Below are 18785 nucleotides of genomic sequence, written 5' to 3' on the forward strand. Positions count from 1 at the left end.
CGGCTATGTGAACCCCTGGGAGACGCCCGAGCGGCGCGAATTACGTGCCACCGTGCGCGGATTCGCCGACCGCGAGGTGCTCCCGTACCTGGACGACTGGGAGCGGGCGGGGGAGATCCCGCGTGAACTGCACAAGAAGGCGGGTGCGCTGGGGCTGCTGGGTATCCAGTTCCCGGAGTCGGCGGGCGGTTCGGGTGGCGGGCCCATCGAGGCGGCCATCGTCTGTGAGGAGCTGCATTACGCGGGCGGTTCGGGCGGCCTGTTCGCCTCGCTGTTCACCTGCGGTATCGCGGTGCCGCACATTGTCGCCTCCGGTAATCCAGAGCACATCGAGCGCTGGGCCAAGCCGACCCTGGCGGGTGAGAAGATCGGCTCACTGGCCATTACCGAGCCCGGTGGTGGGTCGGATGTCGGTCACCTCACCACCACCGCCGTGCGCGATGGCGACGAGTTCATCGTGAACGGCGCGAAGACCTACATCACCTCCGGCGTGCGCGCCGACTACGTGGTGACGGCGGTCCGCACGGGAGGCGGTGGCGCGGCCGGTGTTTCGCTGCTGGTGGTGGAGAAGGGCACGCCCGGTTTCACGGTCAGCCGCAAGCTGGAGAAGATGGGCTGGCTGGCGTCCGATACCGCCGAACTCTCGTATGTCGATGTGCGCGTACCGGTTTCGAACCTGGTCGGCGCGGAGAACTCCGGATTCGCGCAGATCGCCAACGCTTTCGTGAGTGAGCGGGTCGGTCTGGCCACCCAGGCGTACGGGCACGCGCAACGCTGCCTGGACCTTACCCTGGCCTGGACCCGGGACCGCGAGACCTTCGGCCGCCCGCTGATCAGCCGTCAGGCCGTGCAGAACACGCTGTCGGAGATGGCGCGCCGGATCGATGTGGCCCGCGTCTACACCCGGCAGATCGCCGAACGCGCCGAGCGCGGTGAGACCGATTTGATCGCCGAGGTGTGTTTCGCCAAGAACACCGCCGTCGAAGCCGCGGAATGGGTTGCGCACCAGGCGGTTCAGCTCTTCGGCGGACTCGGCTACATGCGTGAGTCCGAAGTCGAGCGCCAGTACCGCGATGTCCGCATTCTCGGCATCGGCGGCGGCACCAACGAGATCCTGACCGCCCTGGCGGCAAAGCGATTGGGGTTCCAGTCTTGAGCATTCTGCGCACTTCCGTAGACCCGAAATCGGCGGACTATCAGGCCGCCGCCGAGGCGATGACGGCCAAACTCGACGAGGTCGGGGCCGAGTACGCCAAGAACATCGCGGGCGGCGGCCCGGACAAGATGGCGCGGCATCGCAAGCGCGGCAAGCTGACCGCGCGCGAGCGTATCGAATTACTCCTGGATGAGGATTCGCCGTTCCTGGAGCTGGCCCCCCTCGCGGCCTGGGGCAGTGACTTCCATGTCGGCGCGAGTGTGATCGCGGGTATCGGCCTTGTCGAGGGCGTCGAATGCATGATCATCGCCCCCGATCCGACCGTGCGCGGCGGCACCTCGAATCCGTGGACGCTGCGAAAGACCCTGCGTATGAGCGATATCGCGCTGGAGAACCGGCTCCCCGTCGTCAATCTGGTGGAGTCCGGCGGCGCGGATCTGCCGACGCAGAAAGAGGTCTTCGTCCCGGGCGGGCGCATGTTCCGCGACCTGACCCGGTTGTCGGCGGCCGGAATCCCGTCCATCGCACTGGTTTTCGGTAATTCCACCGCCGGTGGCGCGTACATCCCGGGCATGTCCGACTACACAGTGATGATCAAGGAGCGCTCCAAGGTGTTCCTGGGTGGCCCGCCGCTGGTGAAGATGGCCACCGGTGAGGAGTCCGACGACGAATCCCTGGGCGGCGCGGAAATGCACGCCCGCACTTCGGGTTTGGCGGATTACCTGGCCGTGGACGAGCAGGACGCCATCCGGCTCGGCCGGTCGATCGTGCGCCGGTTGAACTGGCAGAAGAAGGGTCCGGCCCCGCGTCCGGTCACCGAGGTCATCGAGCCGCTGTACAACCAGGACGAGCTGCTCGGCATCGTCCCCACCGATCTGAAGATCCCCTTCGATCCGCGTGAGGTCATCGCCCGCGTCGTGGACGGCTCCGACTTCGACGAGTTCAAGCCGCTCTACGGATCGAGCCTGGTGACGGGATGGGCTGAGCTGCACGGCTATCCGGTCGGCATTCTCGCCAATGCCCGTGGCGTGCTGTTCTCCGAGGAGGCGCAGAAGGCCACGCAGTTCATCCAGCTGGCCAACCAGTCGAATACCCCACTGTTGTTCCTGCACAACACCACCGGCTACATGGTCGGCAAGGAGTACGAGCAGAAGGGCATCATCAAGCACGGCGCGATGATGATCAACGCGGTCTCGAACTCCAAGGTCCCGCACATCTCGCTGCTCATGGGCGCGTCCTACGGTGCGGGCCACTACGGCATGTGCGGTCGCGCCTACGATCCGCGCTTCGTATTCGCCTGGCCCAGTGCGAAATCCGCCGTCATGGGTGGTGCGCAGCTGGCGGGCGTCATCTCCATTGTCGGCCGGGCCGCCAACGAGGCCCGCGGCATCCCGTTCAACGAGGAGGCCGACGCCGGTATGCGCGCCATGATCGAGGCGCAGATCGAGGCCGAATCGCTGCCCATGTTCATGTCGGGCCGCCTGTACGACGACGGCGTCATCGACCCGCGCGACACCCGCACGGTATTGGGAATGGCGTTGTCCGCCATCCACAATGCCCCGATCAAGGGCGCCGAGGGCTTCGGCGTCTTCCGAATGTGAGTGCCGGTATGGACATTACGAACGTTCTGGTCGCCAATCGTGGTGAGATCGCGCGGCGGGTATTCGCCACCTGCCGTCGTATGGGAATCGCCACCACCGCTGTGTATTCCGATGCCGACGCCGCCGCACCGCATGTGGCGGAGGCGGATTCGGCTATCCGACTACCGGGCAATACGCCGGGCGAGACCTACCTGCGCGGTGAACTGATCATCGAGGCGGCCCTGGCCGCCGGTGCCGATGCCATTCACCCCGGCTACGGATTCCTCTCCGAGAACGCCGAATTCGCGAAGGCTGTGCAGGCCGCAGGGCTGACCTGGATCGGCCCGCCGGTCGCCGCCATCGAGCAGATGGGCTCCAAGGTCGAGTCCAAGAAGATGATGGATGCCGCCGGTGTCCCGGTCCTGGCCGAGCTGGATCCGGCCGAGGTCACCGCCGACATGCTGCCGGTGCTCATCAAGGCGTCCTCCGGTGGCGGTGGTCGCGGTATGCGTGTGGTCCGCGATCTGACTGATCTGCAAGAGCAGCTGGAAGGCGCACGGCGCGAAGCGGAATCGGCATTCGGCGATCCGACCGTCTTCTGCGAGCGCTACCTCGAGACCGGCCGCCACATCGAGGTGCAGGTCATGGCCGATACCCAGGGCACGGTGTGGGCGGTCGGCGAGCGCGAATGCTCCATTCAGCGCCGTCATCAGAAGGTTGTGGAGGAGGCCCCGTCCCCGCTGGTCGAGAAGATCGACGGGATGCGGGCGCGGCTGTTCGAGGCGGCCAAGCTGGCCACCGCGGCCATCGGCTACGAGGGTGCGGGCACCGTCGAATTCCTGGCCGACGAGAAGGGCGACTTCTTCTTCCTGGAGATGAATACCCGTCTGCAGGTGGAGCATCCGGTCACCGAGCAGGTCACCGGCCTGGATCTGGTGCGCCTGCAATTGCAGGTGGCCGCCGGGCGCGCACTGCCCGCCACCCAGCCGGGTATGCGCGGCCACTCCATCGAGGTACGCCTGTACGCCGAGGATCCGGCGCACGATTGGCAGCCGCAGAGCGGCACCGTGCACAGGCTCGAAATCCCGGGCACCACAGGCGAATTCACCGTGCTGACCGAACCGGGAGTGCGCCTGGACACCGGTGTGGTGGACGGTTCGGTGGTGGGCGTGCACTACGACCCCATGCTGTCGAAGGTCATCTCCTTCGCCGAAACCCGTGACGAGGCAGCGCATCTGCTCGCTTCGGCACTGCAACGCGCCAAGATTCACGGCCTCGTCACCAACCGTGACCTGCTCGTACGAGTTCTCCGGCATCCGGCATTCCTGGCCGGTGATACCGATACCGCCTTCTTCGCCACGCACGGCCTGGATACCCTGTCCGCGCCGCTGGCATCGGAATCCGATGAGGCACTGTCGATTGTCGCCGCCGCCCTCGCCGATGCCGCCGCGAATCGCAAGACCGTCCGCGTCGGTTCCGGCCTGCCGAGCGGCTGGCGGAACCTGCCGTCCCAGCCGCAGTCCAAGTCGTACGAGAGCCGCGTCACCGGTAAGCACGAGGTGCGCTACACCCTCACCCGCGACGGCCTCACCGTGGAAGGCCATCCCGGACTCGAATTGCTTGAAGCCACACCGGATTCCGTCACCCTGCAGGTGCCGGGCGGGCGCGGCCCGGTGCGCCGCCGCTTCCAGGTGGCCCGCTACGGCGATCTGGTGGCGGTCGATTCCCCGCTCGGCCCGGTGACCGTCCGCCGCCTGCCGCGTTTCGAGGATCCGGCCGATCAGGTGGCCGAGGGTTCACTGCTCGCCCCGATGCCCGGTGCGGTCATCCGCCTGGGCGCGCAGCTGGGCGATCGAGTCGAGAAGGGCCAGCCCATTCTGTGGCTGGAGGCGATGAAGATGGAGCACACCATTGCCGCCCCCGCCGCCGGTGTGCTCACCGAACTCAATGTCACCGCGGGTCAGCAGGTCGAAGTAGGTGCCGTGCTCGCCGTGGTCCAGTCCGAAGACAACCAGGAGTAGACGATGAGCTTCATCGAAACCGACGAGCAGAAGGCACTGCGCGACGCCGTCGCCAAGCTGGCCGCCAAGTACAACTTCCGCGATTACGCCGGACCCAAGGCCCGCAAGGGTGAGCCGTTCGACGAATTGTGGGACGAGGCAGGCAAACTCGGCTTCCTCGGGGTGAACCTGCCGGAGGAGTACGGCGGTGGCGGCGCGGGCATCTACGAGCTGGCCCTGGTTCAGGAGGAGCTCGCGGCGCAGGGCTGCGGCCTGCTGCTCATGGTGGTCTCCCCGGCCATCTGCGGCACCATCATCACCAAGTACGGCACCGAGGCGCAGAAGCAGCATTGGCTGACCAAGCTGGCCGACGGCACCGGCAAGATGGTCTTCGGTATCACCGAGCCGGACGCCGGCTCGAACTCGCACAAGATCACCACCACCGCCCGCCGCGACGGTGAGGACTGGATTCTCAACGGCCGCAAGATCTTCATCTCCGGTGTCGATCAGGCCGAGGCGGTGCTCATCGTGGCCCGCAGCGAGAATGCCAAGACCGGCAATCTGCAGCCCGCCCTGTTCATCGTCCCCACCGATGCCCCCGGCTTCGTGAAGACGAAGCAGGAGATGGACATTATCGAGCCGGACAATCAGTTCACGCTGTTCCTCGATGATGTGCGCCTGCCCGCCACCGCGCTGGTCGGCCAGGAGGACGCCGCCATCGCGCAGCTGTTCGCGGGCCTGAACCCCGAGCGCATCATGGGCGCCGCGATGGCAATCGGTATGGGCCGCTACGCCATTGATCGCGCCGTCGCCTACGCCAAGGAGCGCGCGGTCTGGAAGGGCGCGCCGATCGGTACGCACCAGGGCATTTCGCATCCGCTCGCGCAGGTGAAGATCGAGCTGGAACTGGCCAAGGTCATGATGCAGAAGGCCGCGTTCTTGTACGACTCGGGCGACGACTTCGGTGCCGCCGAAGCCGCGAATATGGCGAAATACGCTGCGGCGGAGGCGAGTATCAAGGCCCTCGACCAGGCCATCCAGACCCACGGTGGTGCGGGCCTGACCTCGGATGTGGGCCTGGCGGGCATGCTCGCCGCGGCCCGCATCGCCCGGGTGGCCCCGGTCAGCCGCGAGATGATCCTGAATTTCGTGGCACAGCACTCGCTCGGCCTGCCCCGGTCCTACTGAGCTGTAAGGAAATTCGATGAGTGACGCCACCCCCGACGCACCGTTCGTGCGCTACGAGGTCCAGGACGGTTTCGCCGTCCTGACCCTGGATTCCCCGCACAATCGCAATGCCCTGTCCTCGAAATTGGTGACGGAGCTGCTGGCGGGTCTCGAAAACGCGGCCGCCGATAGCGCGGTGCGCGGGGTGGTGCTCACCCACACCGGCAATACCTTCTGCGCCGGAGCCGATCTCAAGGAGGCCCTGGACGCCGATCCGGCGGCCGCCGCCGATATTCGCACCGGCTGGATGGTGCGGGTGCTCCGCGACATTCTGGAGCTGCCCAAGCCCGTCATCGCCCGGATCGACGGCAATGTGCGCGCGGGCGGTATGGGCATCGTCGGCGCCTGCGATATCGCCGTCGCGGGCCGCGGCAGCAGTTTCGCCCTCACCGAGGCCCGGTTGGGTCTCGCGCCTTTCGTGATTTCGCTGACTCTGCTGCCGCGCCTGACCTCGCGTGCGGCGGGCCGCTACTTCCAGACCGGCGAGACCTTCGACGTCGCCGAGGCCGAACGCACCGGACTCATCAGCATTGCCGCCGACGATCCGGCCGCCGAGGTGAAACGCCTGATCAGCGAGTTGCGCAAGAGCTCCCCGCAGGGTTTGGCGGAGAGCAAGCGCCTCACCACGGCCGCCACTTTGGCCGAGGTGGCCCGCTCCGCCACCGGCCTCGCCAAGCGGTCCGGCAGCTTCTTCGGTACCCCCGACGTGATCGAGGGCATGACCGCCTTCTTTCAGCGCCGGCCGCCGAGCTGGGCAGAATAGCTACCCATGGCTACACCCCACGAACCCAAGCAGGACCGCAGCCGGGCCACCCGGCAGCGGCTGCTGGAGGCGACCATCGACTGCCTGGCCGAGACCGGCTGGGCGGCGGCGACGGTCGCCGTGGTGGCCGAGCGTGCCGGGGTGTCACGCGGCGCGGCGCAGCATCACTTCCCGACTCGTGAGGATCTGATCACCGCCGCCCTGGACTACATGTTCGACACCCGCATGGCGCAGTCGCTGACCGATGCCCAAGCCATCGGTGAGGTGGCCGAAGGGCAGGGCCGCACCGAGGCCGTGGTGACCGCGCTGGTGGAGGGTTACACCACCCCGTTCTTCAAAGCCGCACTGCAGGTTTGGACGCATGCCGCTGCCGATCCCACCCTGCGCGAACTCATCATGCCCATGGAGGCCCGGTTCGGCCGCGCCTCACATCGCATGGCGGTGGAGGCGCTGGGCGTCGACGACTCCGATCCCGTTGCGCACCACCTGGTTCAGGCCACCCTGGACCTGGCGCGCGGTCTCGGACTGGCCGATATCCTGACCGACGATTCCCTGCGCCGCAAAGAGGTCGTACAACAGTGGGCGGCCACCCTGCACCTGGCCCTGAACCCGCAACGCTGATCACCTTGCGCTGCCGGTGAATTCGGCTGTTACCACGTTCGCGCTCTTTTTCGCGGGTCAGCTCTTGGGCTGGGTCAGGTCGTAGAGGGTCACGCCGTCCACCTCCTGTGAGGTGAAATGGTCCTGCACCCACTGGGTGATCTCGCTGCTGTGCGAACCGGAACGGCTCCCCATGCCACCGCCACCACCGATGAAGTAGTGGATATCCCCGTCGGCCACGTAGCGCTGGAACTGCTCCGGTGTCGGCGACGGATCACTGCCGTTGAACCCGCCCACCGGCATGACCGGCAGTTGGGTGGCGAGCTGGAAACCCGCGGCACTGTTCGAGCCGATGGCCGCGGCCACCCAGGTGTACTCGTCGCCATCGGCCGACAGCAGGGCGGTGACCTTCGCGCTCGGCTTGCTCGCCATCATGAAATTACCCGCGCCGCCGCCCTCCCGGCCACCCTGGGCATTCGGTCCGCCTCGGTTGCCGGGTGCACCACCCGGTCCGCCTCGGCCGCCATCGGCATTCATGCGCGGTGCGCCTTCGCCGCGTGGGCCGCCCGGTCCGAAACCGAAGCCGCCGCGCACATTCGGTCCGGCGCTGGGGATCGGGCCTTCGTGACCGGTGGTCAGGGTGTCCACGGTGTAGGCGAGCGGTCCGGCGAGGCCGATTACGACCGCGGCGGTGGCGGCCGCGAGCTCGATCCGGCGGGGCAGGCGCACCAGCAGTAGCGCGGTCACAACGACTCCCGCGACCGCGATGGTCCAGCGCAGCCAGGGCTGGAAGGAACCGCTGCGGGACAACAGCATCCACGCCGTCGCGACCGTGGAGCCGAGAGTGAGCGCCAAAATCGCACGCACCCAGAGCTTCTCGCGTTCGCGCCACAGCATGGCCGCGCCGATACCGGCCAGCGCCGCCACGGCCGGGGCCAGGGCCACCGTGTAGTACTGGTGGAAAATGCCCTTCATGAAGCTGAAGACCAGTCCGGTCACCAGCAGCCAGCCGCCCCAGAGCATGATTCCGGCGCGCTGCCGATTGGTGCGGGAAGCCCTGCCGCGCAGGACAAGTACGGCCACCAGCAGGAGGAGAGCGGCGGGGATGAGCCAGGCGATCTGCCCGCCCTGCTGCGGTTCGAACATGCGGGTGATGCCGGTGGCACCCCACATGCCATTGCCGCCGGCGGGGAGTTCACCGCCCGGGCCGACACTGCCGGTCTCGTCACCGTTCAGTCGACCCAGCCCGTTGTAACCGAGCGTCAATTCGACAATCGAATTGTGCTGTGAGCCACCGAAATACGGTCGATCCTCGGCGGGCCAGAATTCGGCGATGAGCAGCCACCAGCCCGCGCCCGCCAGCATTGCCGCCCCAGCGGCGAAGAGTTGCGCGATGCGCTTGCCGAGTTTCGGCGGACCGGCGACCAGATAGGTCAGCGCCAGTGCGGGCAGCACCAGCAGCACCTGCAATTGCTTGGTGAGGAATCCGAGCCCGATGAACAATCCGGTGTACAGCAGCCAGCGCCAGCGCCCGTCCTCGACCGCGCGGGTCATGGCCCAGGTCGCGGCGATCATGAGCAGCACCAGCAGGGCATCCGGATTGTTGAACCGGAACATCAGGGCCGCAACGGGAGTCACTGCGAGCGCGAGTCCGGCGAGCGATCCCGCACCCGGCCCGAACACCCGCCGCACCGTCGCCCACAGCAGTGCCACCGAGGCCACACCGATGAGCGCCTGCGGCAGCAGCATGCTCCAGCTGTGCAGGCCGAAGATGCGGACCGAAATCTCCATGGGCCACAACGACAATGGCGTCTTGTCGACCGTGATCGAATTGGCGGCATCGGAGGCGCCGAAGAAGAACGCCTTCCACGACACCGAACCCGCCTGCACGGCGGCGGCATAGAACGAATTGGCCCAGCCGTTGACCGACAGATTCCACAGGTAGGCGATGGCGGTGCCGATGAGCAGGGTCGCCAGCGCCGGATACTCCCAGCGCGAGATCCGGGCGGTCGCCCGCGCGGGCGGCGGAACCACCTGGCGCTCAGTCAATGTCGTGGTCATCGTGCACCTCCTCTGCCGTGGTATTCGACGGTGCGGTGTTCGAGAGTGTGGCGACGGTCGGATACGCCCAGCGGATCAGTTCGCCGTGGCCGCTGCACGGCGGGTTCCCGCCGTCATCCCGGCGCGCAATCATCGGTTGCCCGCCGCATCGAGTGCCCCGGCCTTGCGGAACACCCAGCGCAATCCGACGAAACGCACCAGGGTGGCAATGAGATTCGCGAGCACCAGCACCAATAGTTCGAGGTGCACCGCGGAATCCGGGGCCCAATGATGCAGTGCGAACAGCGATCCGCTGGTGAGCAGCAGCCCGATACCGAAGATGGTCAGCCCCTGCAATTGATGCGAGACCGCCTGCGCGGACCCGCGCACCCCGAAGGTGAACGCGCGATTGGCCGCGGTATTGCCGACCGCGGTGATCAGCAACGCCAGGAAATTGGCGACCTGCGCACCCGTAATCGATTGCAGCAGAACGTAAAGCAGCAGATACGCCAGGGTCGAGCCGACACCGACAATGCCGAACCGCACAAGCTGTCCGACCATGCCGAGCGGTACACCCTCCACCAGCGGTTCGCGTCCGATGGCGGCCCGCAACTCGTTGATGGGCAGTCGCCCCGACCCGAGCGCGCGCCCGACCCGCCAGATACCCCGCAGATCCTTGCGCGCGGTATCGACGATATCGACCCGGCTGTCCGGATCGTCGATCCAATCCACCGGCACCTCGTGAATGCGCAGCCCGATACGTTCGGCCAGCACCAGCAGCTCGGTGTCGAAGAACCATTCGCCGTCCTCCACCAGCGGCAGCACCAAGCGCGCCACCTGCGTGCGCATGGCCTTGAAACCGCATTGCGCATCGGAGAATTTGGCCTGCAGCGAGGTGCGCAGGATCAGGTTGTAGCAACGCGAGATGATCTCCCGCTTGGGTCCGCGCACCACCCGTGACGAGGATGCCAGCCGGGTCCCGATGGCCAGATCCGAATGCCCGGAGACCAGCGGCGCGACCAGCGGCAGCAGTGCGTTCAAATCGGTCGAGAGATCGACATCCATATACGCCACGACCTGCGCGTCCGACCCCTGCCAAACCTCGCGCAGCGCCCGCCCGCGCCCCTTGCGATCCAGATGCACCACCCGCACCCCGCTCAATTCGTCGGCAAGAATGCGCGCGACCTGCAGCGTGCTGTCGGTGGAGGCATTGTCGGCGATGGTGATTCGCGCCGTGAACGGGAAGTTCAGAATGAGAAAGGCGTGCAATCTGCGCACGCACGGCCCGAGATCGACCTCTTCGTTGTACACGGGTACAACCACATCCACTACGGGCGCGGTCACGGACTCTGCGGGTTCCGCCGTCCGGACGGCGGTCACGGTGTCGGACATGATCACTACGGTCGTCCGGCACGCTGGGCCGCCCCTGCGGCCGAGCTGGGAGGTTCCTGGGAGCCGCGGTGGAGCTATGCGCTGGAAGCCGGATCTTCGTGCAATCGCCACAGCGGTGACACCGGCCCGTGGCCTGCGCCCAGGTCGTAGGAGGCTTCGAGGCAGCGGCGGGTCCATTCCTTGGCGAAGGCGAAGGCATCGGGGACCGAATAGCCGTGTGCGAGGGCGCTTGCCATGGCTGCGGCCAGGGTATCGCCGCCGCCGTGATCATTGCCGGTGGCAATGCGGGGTGCGGTGAGTTCGTGGAAGGTTTCGCCGTCGAAGAGCAGGTCGGTGCTGAAGGAAGAGGTGCGCAGGTGGCCGCCCTTGACGATGGCCCACTGCGGGCCGAGGGCGTGCAGGGCCTCGGCGGCCTTGTGTGCGGTCAGGTCGTCGATCACTTCGATGCCGGTGAGCAGGCGCACCTCGTCGAGGTTCGGGGTGATGACGGTGGCGAGGGGAATCAGGGTGTCGCGCAAGGCATCCAGGGCCGAGGCGTGCAGTAGCGGATCGCCGTGCATGGAGGCGGCGACCGGGTCGACCACCAGGGGGATGGTGCCATTGCGCCCGATGCCGACCTCTTCGCAGACCGCCGCGACCGCCTCGATGATCGCGGTGGAGGCGAGCATGCCGGTCTTGGCGGCTCCGATGCCTATGTCGCTCACCACGGTTCGCACCTGACCGGCCACGATCTCCGGCGGAATCTCATGGAATCCGCTGACGCCGAGTGTGTTCTGCACGGTCACCGCCGCGACCGCCACACACGCGTGCACGCCGCACATGGCCATGGTGCGGGAGTCGGCCTGGATGCCGGCGCCGCCGCCGGAGTCGGTGCCCGCAATGGTGAGGGCGCGGACGGGGGTCTGCCCATTCGGGGTCAGCGGCAGCAGTTTCACGGTGCCCATTTTGCCTCCGCTTCGCTCCGGCTGGTTCGCGGCCCTGGGAGTCCCGAACCTTCCCTCCCTCCGCTCAGTCCAGAACCGGGACGGGCCACGAACCTGGCGGCCGGGATTTTAATGAAAACAGTTATCATTAGCGTGTGACCTCAGCCCAGCACCCCGCCCAGCTGCCCGTGACCATGCTGTCCGGCTTCCTCGGCGCGGGCAAGACGACCCTGCTCAACCATATAATCGCCAATCGCGACGGCCGCCGGGTGGCGGTCATGGTCAACGACATGAGCGAGGTGAATATCGACGCGGCGCTGATCGCGGGCCAGCAGCATCACCTTCACCGCTGAGCGCCCGTTCCATCCCGAACGCCTCGAAGCGGCGCTGGCACAATTGCAGAGACTGTTGCGCAGCAAGGGTTTCTTCTGGCTGGCCAGCCGCCCCGATCTGGCCGCCATCTGGTCGCAGGCCGGACCGAATCTGACCTTCGAAGCGGGCGCGTACTGGTCGGCCCTGGATATGCCGCCGGGGCAGGAGCTCGTCTTCATCGGTATCAAGCTGGATCGCCCGCACGTGCGTGACCTGTTGAATTCGGCCCTGCTCACCGATGTGGAGCTGGATGCCGGGCCGCAGGCGTGGCTGCGGTACCCGGATCCCTTCCCGCACTGGGGTGCTGCGCACGAGCACGCCTGATACTCAATTGGAGATGCCGGGCGTGCGCCGCACATAGGTGGCGTCCGTGAGCTGTTCGATCAGGAATGCCGCGATATCGGCGCGTGAGATCTTCAGCGCCAGACCTGGTTCCGCGGGACCGAAGTTCCGGCGGTAGGCCCCCGTGGCCGGGCCGTCGGTGAAGGCGCTGGGCCGCACGATGGTCCAGTCCAGATCACTGGCAATGGCGTACTGCTCCTGCTGTACGTGATCGGCGAAGGCCTGCCGCAGCAGCATGCCGAACATGACGTACTTCCAGACGAAGTTGAGATTGCCCGCGCTGTCGCCGGTGCCCAGAGTGGATTGGCAGATGAGCCGCTTCACCCCGCTGCGCTGCATGGCCTCGATAACGGTGCGGGTGCCCGCGGCGCGCACCCCGCCCTTGCGGCCCGCACCCAGGGTGATGATGACCGCGTCCTGGCCGAGCACCACCCGCTCGACGGCGGCCGGATCGAGCACATCGCCGACCACAACGCGCAAACGCTCATGTGTGACAGGCATATTCGCGGCCGAGCGGGTCAGCGCCGTGACCTCGTGACCGGCCGCGAGGGCCTGGGTGACGACCTGTCGGCCGAGGGTTCCGGTGGCTCCGAAGATTGCGATTCGCATTGCTTTCACCTCGTGTAATTCGTTGTCGTGAAGGTGATTTCAGTACATCAACGGGCGCGCGCCGGAACCATCGTCGAGCCTCTCGCCGACATGCGAGAGGCTCCACGCGCCCGGTCAGAGCCGTGCGAAGAACTGTCGGATATCAGCCACCAGGACCTCGGGGGCCTCATGCGCGGCGTAATGTCCGGCCGCGTCATTCGCGCCGGTCGAGTGCACCGAGTTCGCGTCGTAGGCGTGCCAGCTCACGATGTTCTTGTGATCGCGCTCGGCGAACCGGCGAATGGACTGGAAATCGCCCTTGAACATGGCCAGCGCGGTCGGCACGGTGGTCGGTTCGGTCGGCTGCTCGCTGTGCGCGTCCTCATAATAGAAGCGCAGCGCCGAGCCGGAGGTGCCGGTCAGCCAGTAGATGGCCACATTCCCGATGACGAAATCATGGTCCAGGGATTCGCCGAAAAGCTGTGCGTTCCAAGCCAATAGGCCCGTCGGAGAATCCGCGAGCGCGAAGGCGATGGTCTGCGGCTGCTGGCTGTGCAGCGTGTTGAACGACATCTTGTTCTCGTAGAACCACTGCAGATGCGCCAGCCCCGCCATGTCTTCCTCGGACAGGTCCGCCATTTCGGCCGGATCGCCGGAGGGGAACGAGAACAGTTGTGTCACATGGACTCCGATCACTTGATCGGGGGCGAGGCGGCCCATTTCGGGGGCGACCATGGAGCCGCCGTCATTGCCGATGCTGCCGAATCGCTGGTAGCCCAAGCGATTCATGAGCTCCACCCAGGCACTGGCGGTGCGGTAGCGGCTCCAGCCGGTGCTGCGGGTCGGACCGGAGAAACCGAAACCGGGCAGTGACGGAATCACCAGGTGGAAGGCCGGGTCGTCGGCGGATTCCGGATTGGTCAGGGGCGCAATCACATCCAGGTACTCCAGGATCGATCCCGGCCAGCCGTGCGTCAGGATGACCGGGGTGGCGTCCTCGCGCTCGGAGCGAATGTGCAGGAAGTGGATGTCCTCACCCTCGATCTCGGTGGTGAACTGCGGGTACGCGTTCAGCTTCGCCTCCAGGGCGCGCCAGTCGAAGCTCTGCGCCCAGTACTCGGCGAGATCGCGAATGCGGCCGTTGGGTACGCCGTAGGCATCGGCGACGCCGGGGAGTTCGTTCGGCCACAGCGCCTTGCGCAGCCGGTCGGCCAGATCGTCGAGCTGGGTCTGCGGGATGTCGATGCGGAAGGGGCGGATGGTGTTCATCATTCTCTCCTTGTTGGAACGGAATGTTTCGTTCTGTTTCAGACCATAGCGGAACGGATGAGTCCGTTCAAGTGCTATTCTCAATTCATGCCGAAGTCAGTCGAAGCCCCAGCTCAACGCGGTCTGCCCGGCCGCAAGGCGCAGGCCGCCCGCAATGACGAACTCATCCTGGCCGCCGCCCGCGAGGTCTTCCTCGCCGAACCCAAGGCGCCGATCTCCGCCGTGGCCGAGCGTGCCGGCGTGGGCATCAGCGCCCTCTACCGCCGGTACCCCAGCAAAGAGGAGCTGCTGCGCACCCTCTGCTACGACGGCTTGCACCGCTACAACACCGAAGCCGAAGCGGCACTGGAGGATTCGGATGGCTGGCGGGGTTTCGTCGGCTTCCTCGAGCGAGTGGTCGACGCCGACGTCCACTCCTTGACCACCCATCTGGCCGGCACATTCACCCCCGACGATTCGATCCTGCCCGCGGTCCTGCGCGCCGCCGAACTCAATGACGAAATCGTCCGCCGCGCACGCGAATCCGGCCGCCTGCGCAAGGAAGTCACCACCGCGGACCTCGGGCTGATACTGGAATCGTGCGCCGCTATCGCCCTCCCGGATCCGCAGCGCGCCGCCCAACTCCGCCGCCGGGTACTGGCCCTGTTCATCGACGGCCTGACCGGTTCCGGTGACCTGCCCGGCCCACCGCCCGCGCCGAACGAATTCGCGCACCGCTGGCAACCCGGTAGCCGCTGATTCGCCGAACCGCCCGCGCTAATCCTTAGTCCTGCGTAGCGTTTACGGCCGCCGCACCGAAGGTAAGTCGTACCCGACAGTCGTTTCCTGATTTCGACCCGAGGAGTCCCGATGCGCATGTTCCGCTCATTGCTCGCTGTCCCCGTCGCGGCGGCCGCCCTGCTGGCCGTCGCCGCCCCCGCCCAAGCGGACCCCGTCACCACCTTCACCCCCGCCAATACCCTCGGCGGCGGAGCCTTCCCCTGCTTCGGTCAGATCCTGGCCTTCCACGACCCGCAGAACACCTTCTACGGCAGGCAAACCGTCTGGATCAGAGCCGATTTCACCTTCCTGCCCATCCCCATCCTCGCCCGGGGTTGCGGCGTCATGGCCACTCTCACCTGGAAGAACCTCGACTCCGGCGCATCCGGCACCTTCCCGCCCGTCTCCCTCGGCGACGGCACCGCCTTCGGCCCCACCGACGCCCTCTGGGTCCCCGAAACCCTCCCCACCGGCCCCGGCCGCGTAGAGGTCACCATCGACACGGATTTCCCGCACACCCCCGGCAAGGGCACCTTCTACTCGCCCGAATAGTCTCGCGGCACCGAAAGATATGGGGGCCGGTCGGTATGGAACTGCGGCAACTGCGGTACTTCGTCACCGTCGCCGAGGAATTGCATTTCGGGCGGGCCGCCGAGCGGCTGCATATCGCGCAACCGGCCGTAAGTCAGCAGGTGCAGCGGTTGGAGCGGGAGCTGAAAGTTCAACTGCTGGAACGGTCTTCGCGCCGGGTGTCGTTGACCGAGGCGGGGTTGCGGTTCCTGCCGGGGGCGCGCGCCGTACTGGCGGCTGCCGATCAGGCACGGGCCTCGGTGGCGGACCTGGTAGGGGAGCGGGCCGCTGTTTTTCGGATCGGGACCGTGAGTGGGCTCGGGGAGCGCCTGGACGCGGTGCTGGACGGGTTTGCCGAACGTGCGCCACAGGTGCGGGTCGAGCTGGTCGGCGTGCCGGTGCGGGAGCGCGTGCAGCAGGTGGCGGACGGGACTTTGGATGTCGCGTTCGTGCGGTCACCGGAACCGGGGGAGAGTCCGGAGTTGGATTTCCTTCCAGCTTGGGATGATCCGCTCGTGGTGGCGCTACCTGCTCGGCATCCGCTCGCTGGAGAACAGGCGGTGCGGATTGCCGATCTGGCGGCACTGCCCTTGCGGCTGACGGAGCGGCGCAATCATCCGGCGTTGGTGGATCTGGTGCTATTCGCTTGTCAGCGTGCGGGTTTCGAGCCGATTCCCGCTCCGGCGGCGGGCAATCTGCAGGACACCCTCGCGGCCGTCGGCACCGGCATACCGATGTGGACGGTTGTGTATGCCTCGAATGCGCGCCTGGTGTACAACCCGCGAGTGGTGTTCCGCCCCTTCGCCGAACCGGGCATGACCCTGCCCATCGGGCTCGCGGTGCGGGCGGACGCCGTCTCACCGCACCTGAATCTGCTGGTGGAACTGCTCGCCGAGGTGGAACCGGCACGATAAGGATTGCTTATCGCTGTGCTGACGCACTGCCCATTGGCCGGGCTCGCGCACTGCGGTGAACTGTTCTCAGGCCGCCGGAAGAACCGGAAAACCGGAGGCGGCCAATCGAATTCACCATCCGATATCGAGGAGAACAGTCATGCCCATCGTCACCATCCAGCAGGGCCCCCGCACCGTCGAACTCAAGCGTGACCTGGTGCGCCGCGTTACCGACGCCTTCGTCGACGCCCTGCAGATTCCGGCCGAGGCCGTGCAGGTGTGGATTCAGGAGACCCCGGCGGACAGCTGGGCGATCGGCGGTACTTTGACCGCCGACAAGAAGTAGGAATGCCGCGTCCCGAGCGTGCACCTGCCGCGTATGACGGGCGAATATCGCCCGATCGACGCGACAAGTGCACGCGGGCAACGGATTACGAGACGACCGGCAGGTACACCTGGTTGCCGGTGGACGCGAACTCGGCCGACTTCTCGGCCATGCCCGCCTCGATGGCGGCGACATCGGTGAGGCCCTGCTTCTCCGCGTACTCGCGCACATCGGCGGAGATGCGCATGGAGCAGAACTTCGGCCCGCACATGGAGCAGAAGTGCGCGGTCTTGGCGGGCTCGGCCGGCATGGTCTCGTCGTGGTACTCCCGCGCGGTGTCGGGGTCCAGCGACAGATTGAACTGGTCGTGCCAGCGGAATTCGAAGCGCGCCTTGGAGAGCGCGTCATCGCGGTCCTGAGCGTGCGGGTGACCCTTGGCCAGATCCGCGGCGTGCGCCGCGATCTTGTAGGTGATGACGCCGACCTTCACATCATCGCGGTTCGGCAGGCCCAGGTGTTCCTTGGGCGTGACGTAGCAGAGCATCGCCGTACCCGCCTGCGCGATGATGGCCGCGCCGATGGCCGAGGTGATGTGGTCGTATGCCGGAGCGATATCGGTCGCCAGGGGGCCCAGGGTGTAGAACGGGGCCTCCTCGCACAGCTCCTCTTCCAGCCGCACGTTCTCCACGATCTTGTGCATCGGCACGTGGCCGGGGCCCTCGATCATGACCTGCACGCCATAGGATTTGGCGATCTTGGTGAGCTCGCCGAGGGTGCGCAATTCGGCGAACTGGGCCTCGTCATTGGCGTCCGCGATGGAGCCCGGACGCAGGCCGTCACCGAGGGAGAAGGTGATGTCGTACTCGGCCAGGATCTCGCAGAGCTCGCGGAAGTTGGTGTACAGGAACGATTCCTGATGATGCGCCAGACACCACGCCGCCATGATGGAGCCACCGCGCGAGACGATCCCGGTGACGCGCTTGGCGGTCAGTGGCACGTAGCGCAGCAGCACGCCCGCGTGCACGGTCATGTAGTCCACGCCCTGCTCGGCCTGCTCGATCACGGTGTCGCGGTAGATCTCCCAGGTCAGCTTGGTGGGATCGCCGTTCACCTTCTCCAGGGCCTGGTAGATCGGCACGGTGCCGACCGGGACCGGGGAGTTCCGCAGAATCCACTCGCGGGTTTCGTGAATGTTCTTGCCGGTGGACAGATCCATGATGTTGTCGGCGCCCCAGCGGGTGGCCCACACCATTTTCTCGACCTCTTCGGAGATGGAGGAGCTCACGGCCGAATTGCCGATATTGGCATTGATCTTCACCAGGAACTTCTTGCCGATGATCATCGGCTCGCACTCGGGGTGATTGTGATTGGCCGGAATCACCGCGCGGCCCGCGGCGACCTCCTCGCGCACCACCTCGGGCGGCACGCCCTCGCGGGCGGCGATGAAACGCATCTCGGGGGTGATGATGCCTTCGCGCGCCCAGGCCAGCTGGGTGCGCGGACCGGGAACGTCCGGCTTGGTCCAGGAGTCGCGGGTCCGGGGTAGCCCGGCCTCCAGATCGATCGCCGCGGTGTCGTCGGTGTACGGGCCCGAGGTGTCGTACAGATCGAAATGCTCACCATTGGTGAGATTGACCCGCCGCACCGGAATGCGCAGCGTCACGCCATTGGCGTCGACCTGCTCATAGTGCTTGACGCTGCCCTGAATCGGGCCGGTGGTGACGGTGTCGACGGGTGCGGATGTCCCGGTGGCACGTTTCGATGACATATGTCGAATCCTCCCTACGCCGGCATTACCCGGTCAGGTTCATACGGTCGACGGCCCTGCTCCGCCCGAATGGGCTAGCCGTCCTCTCAGCCCGCTGGTGCGAGCCCCCGTTGGCAAATGGTTGATTACCGCCGCCGACATTACCGGGTAGCCGAAATCCGCGAGGCGTGGATTCATACAGTCCTGCGCGGTCTGTTCAGCGCTCCCGTGGTCCGATC

General features: G+C 66.5%; 17 protein-coding genes, 1 pseudogene and 1 riboswitch. Of the genes and pseudogenes, 12 read left to right on the top strand and 6 right to left on the bottom strand.

The genetic code is table 11. From position 1 onward, the window contains the following. Positions 1-7 precede the first annotated feature (7 nt). The 6 genes from GFY24_RS31665 to GFY24_RS31690 are packed head-to-tail and all read left to right on the top strand — an operon-like array spanning position 8 to position 7347. Positions 8-1156 (top strand): acyl-CoA dehydrogenase family protein, encoded by a 1149-nt coding sequence (locus GFY24_RS31665; protein ID WP_309231592.1) that lies wholly within the window; start codon positions 8-10, stop codon positions 1154-1156. After that, the gene (locus GFY24_RS31670; RefSeq protein WP_153808778.1) at positions 1153-2757 is read left to right on the top strand and encodes an acyl-CoA carboxylase subunit beta; all 1605 of its coding nucleotides are present in this window, start codon (positions 1153-1155) and stop codon (positions 2755-2757) included. Before GFY24_RS31665 ends, GFY24_RS31670 begins: the two co-directional genes overlap by 4 nt. An 8-nt stretch (positions 2758-2765) precedes the next feature. Continuing rightward, complete coding sequence (locus GFY24_RS31675) at positions 2766-4757, top strand: biotin carboxylase N-terminal domain-containing protein (protein ID WP_153808779.1); 1992 nt, start codon at positions 2766-2768, stop codon at positions 4755-4757. A gap of 3 nt (positions 4758-4760) precedes the next feature. Next, complete coding sequence (locus GFY24_RS31680) at positions 4761-5924, top strand: acyl-CoA dehydrogenase family protein (RefSeq protein ID WP_153808780.1); 1164 nt, start codon at positions 4761-4763, stop codon at positions 5922-5924. A 16-nt stretch (positions 5925-5940) separates the two neighbouring features. Further along, positions 5941-6726, top strand: a complete 786-nt coding sequence (locus tag GFY24_RS31685; protein WP_153808781.1) for an enoyl-CoA hydratase family protein — start codon at positions 5941-5943, stop codon at positions 6724-6726. Positions 6727-6732: 6 nt separating this feature from the next. Next, positions 6733-7347, top strand: coding sequence for a TetR/AcrR family transcriptional regulator (locus tag GFY24_RS31690; protein WP_153808782.1), 615 nt, complete (start codon positions 6733-6735; stop codon positions 7345-7347). Positions 7348-7404: 57 nt separating this feature from the next. On the opposite strand, the gene GFY24_RS31695 is transcribed toward GFY24_RS31690, so the two are convergent. From GFY24_RS31695 to thiD, 3 genes are all read right to left on the bottom strand, one after another. Next, the gene (locus GFY24_RS31695) at positions 7405-9387 is read right to left on the bottom strand and encodes a glycosyltransferase family 39 protein (RefSeq protein WP_153808783.1); all 1983 of its coding nucleotides are present in this window, start codon (positions 9385-9387) and stop codon (positions 7405-7407) included. Positions 9388-9516: 129 nt separating this feature from the next. Next, positions 9517-10758 carry a glycosyltransferase gene (locus GFY24_RS31700; protein ID WP_153808784.1) on the bottom strand — a complete coding sequence of 414 codons (1242 nt, stop codon included), beginning with the start codon at positions 10756-10758 and terminating at the stop codon, positions 9517-9519. A gap of 74 nt (positions 10759-10832) precedes the next feature. Next, positions 10833-11693, bottom strand: a complete 861-nt coding sequence (gene thiD / locus GFY24_RS31705) for a bifunctional hydroxymethylpyrimidine kinase/phosphomethylpyrimidine kinase (protein ID WP_309231593.1) — start codon at positions 11691-11693, stop codon at positions 10833-10835. Positions 11694-11875: 182 nt separating this feature from the next. Between thiD and GFY24_RS43865 the strand changes: the two genes are divergently transcribed. Both GFY24_RS43865 and GFY24_RS43220 read left to right on the top strand, forming a co-directional pair. Beyond that, a complete protein-coding gene (locus GFY24_RS43865) occupies positions 11876-12034 on the top strand; it encodes a GTP-binding protein (protein ID WP_153808840.1) in 159 nt (52 codons plus the stop codon). Continuing rightward, positions 12012-12377, top strand: a pseudogene (locus GFY24_RS43220) (GTP-binding protein); the annotation flags it as partial. The gene GFY24_RS43865 and the pseudogene GFY24_RS43220, both read left to right, overlap by 23 nt. Before the next feature lie 3 nt (positions 12378-12380). Here GFY24_RS43220 and GFY24_RS31720 read toward each other — a convergent pair. Both GFY24_RS31720 and GFY24_RS31725 read right to left on the bottom strand, forming a co-directional pair. Next, complete coding sequence (locus GFY24_RS31720) at positions 12381-13004, bottom strand: NAD(P)-dependent oxidoreductase (protein WP_153808787.1); 624 nt, start codon at positions 13002-13004, stop codon at positions 12381-12383. 114 nt (positions 13005-13118) lie between these two features. Continuing rightward, entirely contained in the window at positions 13119-14255 is a 1137-nt protein-coding gene (locus GFY24_RS31725) for an epoxide hydrolase family protein (protein WP_153808788.1), read from the bottom strand. Positions 14256-14339: 84 nt separating this feature from the next. On the opposite strand from GFY24_RS31725, the gene GFY24_RS31730 reads away from it, so the two are divergent. The 4 genes from GFY24_RS31730 (at position 14340) to dmpI (ending at position 16820) form a co-directional block, all read left to right on the top strand. Next, positions 14340-14990, top strand: coding sequence for a TetR/AcrR family transcriptional regulator (locus GFY24_RS31730; RefSeq protein ID WP_153808789.1), 651 nt, complete (start codon positions 14340-14342; stop codon positions 14988-14990). Between the two features lie 111 nt (positions 14991-15101). Continuing rightward, positions 15102-15563 (top strand): hypothetical protein, encoded by a 462-nt coding sequence (locus GFY24_RS31735; protein WP_153808790.1) that lies wholly within the window; start codon positions 15102-15104, stop codon positions 15561-15563. Positions 15564-15598: 35 nt separating this feature from the next. Beyond that, positions 15599-16495, top strand: coding sequence for a LysR family transcriptional regulator (locus GFY24_RS31740; protein ID WP_153808791.1), 897 nt, complete (start codon positions 15599-15601; stop codon positions 16493-16495). Positions 16496-16550: 55 nt separating this feature from the next. After that, positions 16551-16820, top strand: coding sequence for a 4-oxalocrotonate tautomerase DmpI (gene dmpI, locus GFY24_RS31745; RefSeq protein WP_309231582.1), 270 nt, complete (start codon positions 16551-16553; stop codon positions 16818-16820). 85 nt (positions 16821-16905) lie between these two features. On the opposite strand, the gene thiC is transcribed toward dmpI, so the two are convergent. Further along, a complete protein-coding gene (gene thiC, locus GFY24_RS31750) occupies positions 16906-18567 on the bottom strand; it encodes a phosphomethylpyrimidine synthase ThiC (RefSeq protein ID WP_153808793.1) in 1662 nt (553 codons plus the stop codon). After that, positions 18562-18688, bottom strand: a riboswitch (TPP riboswitch). It overlaps the preceding gene by 6 nt. Positions 18689-18785 lie beyond the last annotated feature (97 nt).

This window comes from Nocardia sp. SYP-A9097 (genome assembly GCF_009649815.1).
Taxonomy (GTDB): Bacteria; Actinomycetota; Actinomycetes; order Mycobacteriales; family Mycobacteriaceae; genus Nocardia.

Excerpts from the sequence above, each read along its gene's own strand:
- GFY24_RS31675 (WP_153808779.1), top strand. The coding sequence starts at position 2,766 with ATGGACATTACGAACGTTCTGGTCGCCAATCGTGGTGAGATCGCGCGG.
- GFY24_RS31680 (WP_153808780.1), top strand. The coding sequence starts at position 4,761 with ATGAGCTTCATCGAAACCGACGAGCAGAAGGCACTGCGCGACGCCGTC.
- GFY24_RS31685 (WP_153808781.1), top strand. The coding sequence starts at position 5,941 with ATGAGTGACGCCACCCCCGACGCACCGTTCGTGCGCTACGAGGTCCAG.
- GFY24_RS31690 (WP_153808782.1), top strand. The coding sequence starts at position 6,733 with ATGGCTACACCCCACGAACCCAAGCAGGACCGCAGCCGGGCCACCCGG.
- GFY24_RS31695 (WP_153808783.1), bottom strand. The coding sequence starts at position 9,387 with ATGACCACGACATTGACTGAGCGCCAGGTGGTTCCGCCGCCCGCGCGG.
- GFY24_RS31700 (WP_153808784.1), bottom strand. The coding sequence starts at position 10,758 with ATGTCCGACACCGTGACCGCCGTCCGGACGGCGGAACCCGCAGAGTCC.
- GFY24_RS43865 (WP_153808840.1), top strand. The coding sequence starts at position 11,876 with ATGCTGTCCGGCTTCCTCGGCGCGGGCAAGACGACCCTGCTCAACCAT.
- GFY24_RS31720 (WP_153808787.1), bottom strand. The coding sequence starts at position 13,004 with ATGCGAATCGCAATCTTCGGAGCCACCGGAACCCTCGGCCGACAGGTC.
- GFY24_RS31725 (WP_153808788.1), bottom strand. The coding sequence starts at position 14,255 with ATGATGAACACCATCCGCCCCTTCCGCATCGACATCCCGCAGACCCAG.
- GFY24_RS31730 (WP_153808789.1), top strand. The coding sequence starts at position 14,340 with ATGCCGAAGTCAGTCGAAGCCCCAGCTCAACGCGGTCTGCCCGGCCGC.
- GFY24_RS31735 (WP_153808790.1), top strand. The coding sequence starts at position 15,102 with ATGCGCATGTTCCGCTCATTGCTCGCTGTCCCCGTCGCGGCGGCCGCC.
- GFY24_RS31740 (WP_153808791.1), top strand. The coding sequence starts at position 15,599 with ATGGAACTGCGGCAACTGCGGTACTTCGTCACCGTCGCCGAGGAATTG.
- thiC (WP_153808793.1), bottom strand. The coding sequence starts at position 18,567 with ATGTCATCGAAACGTGCCACCGGGACATCCGCACCCGTCGACACCGTC.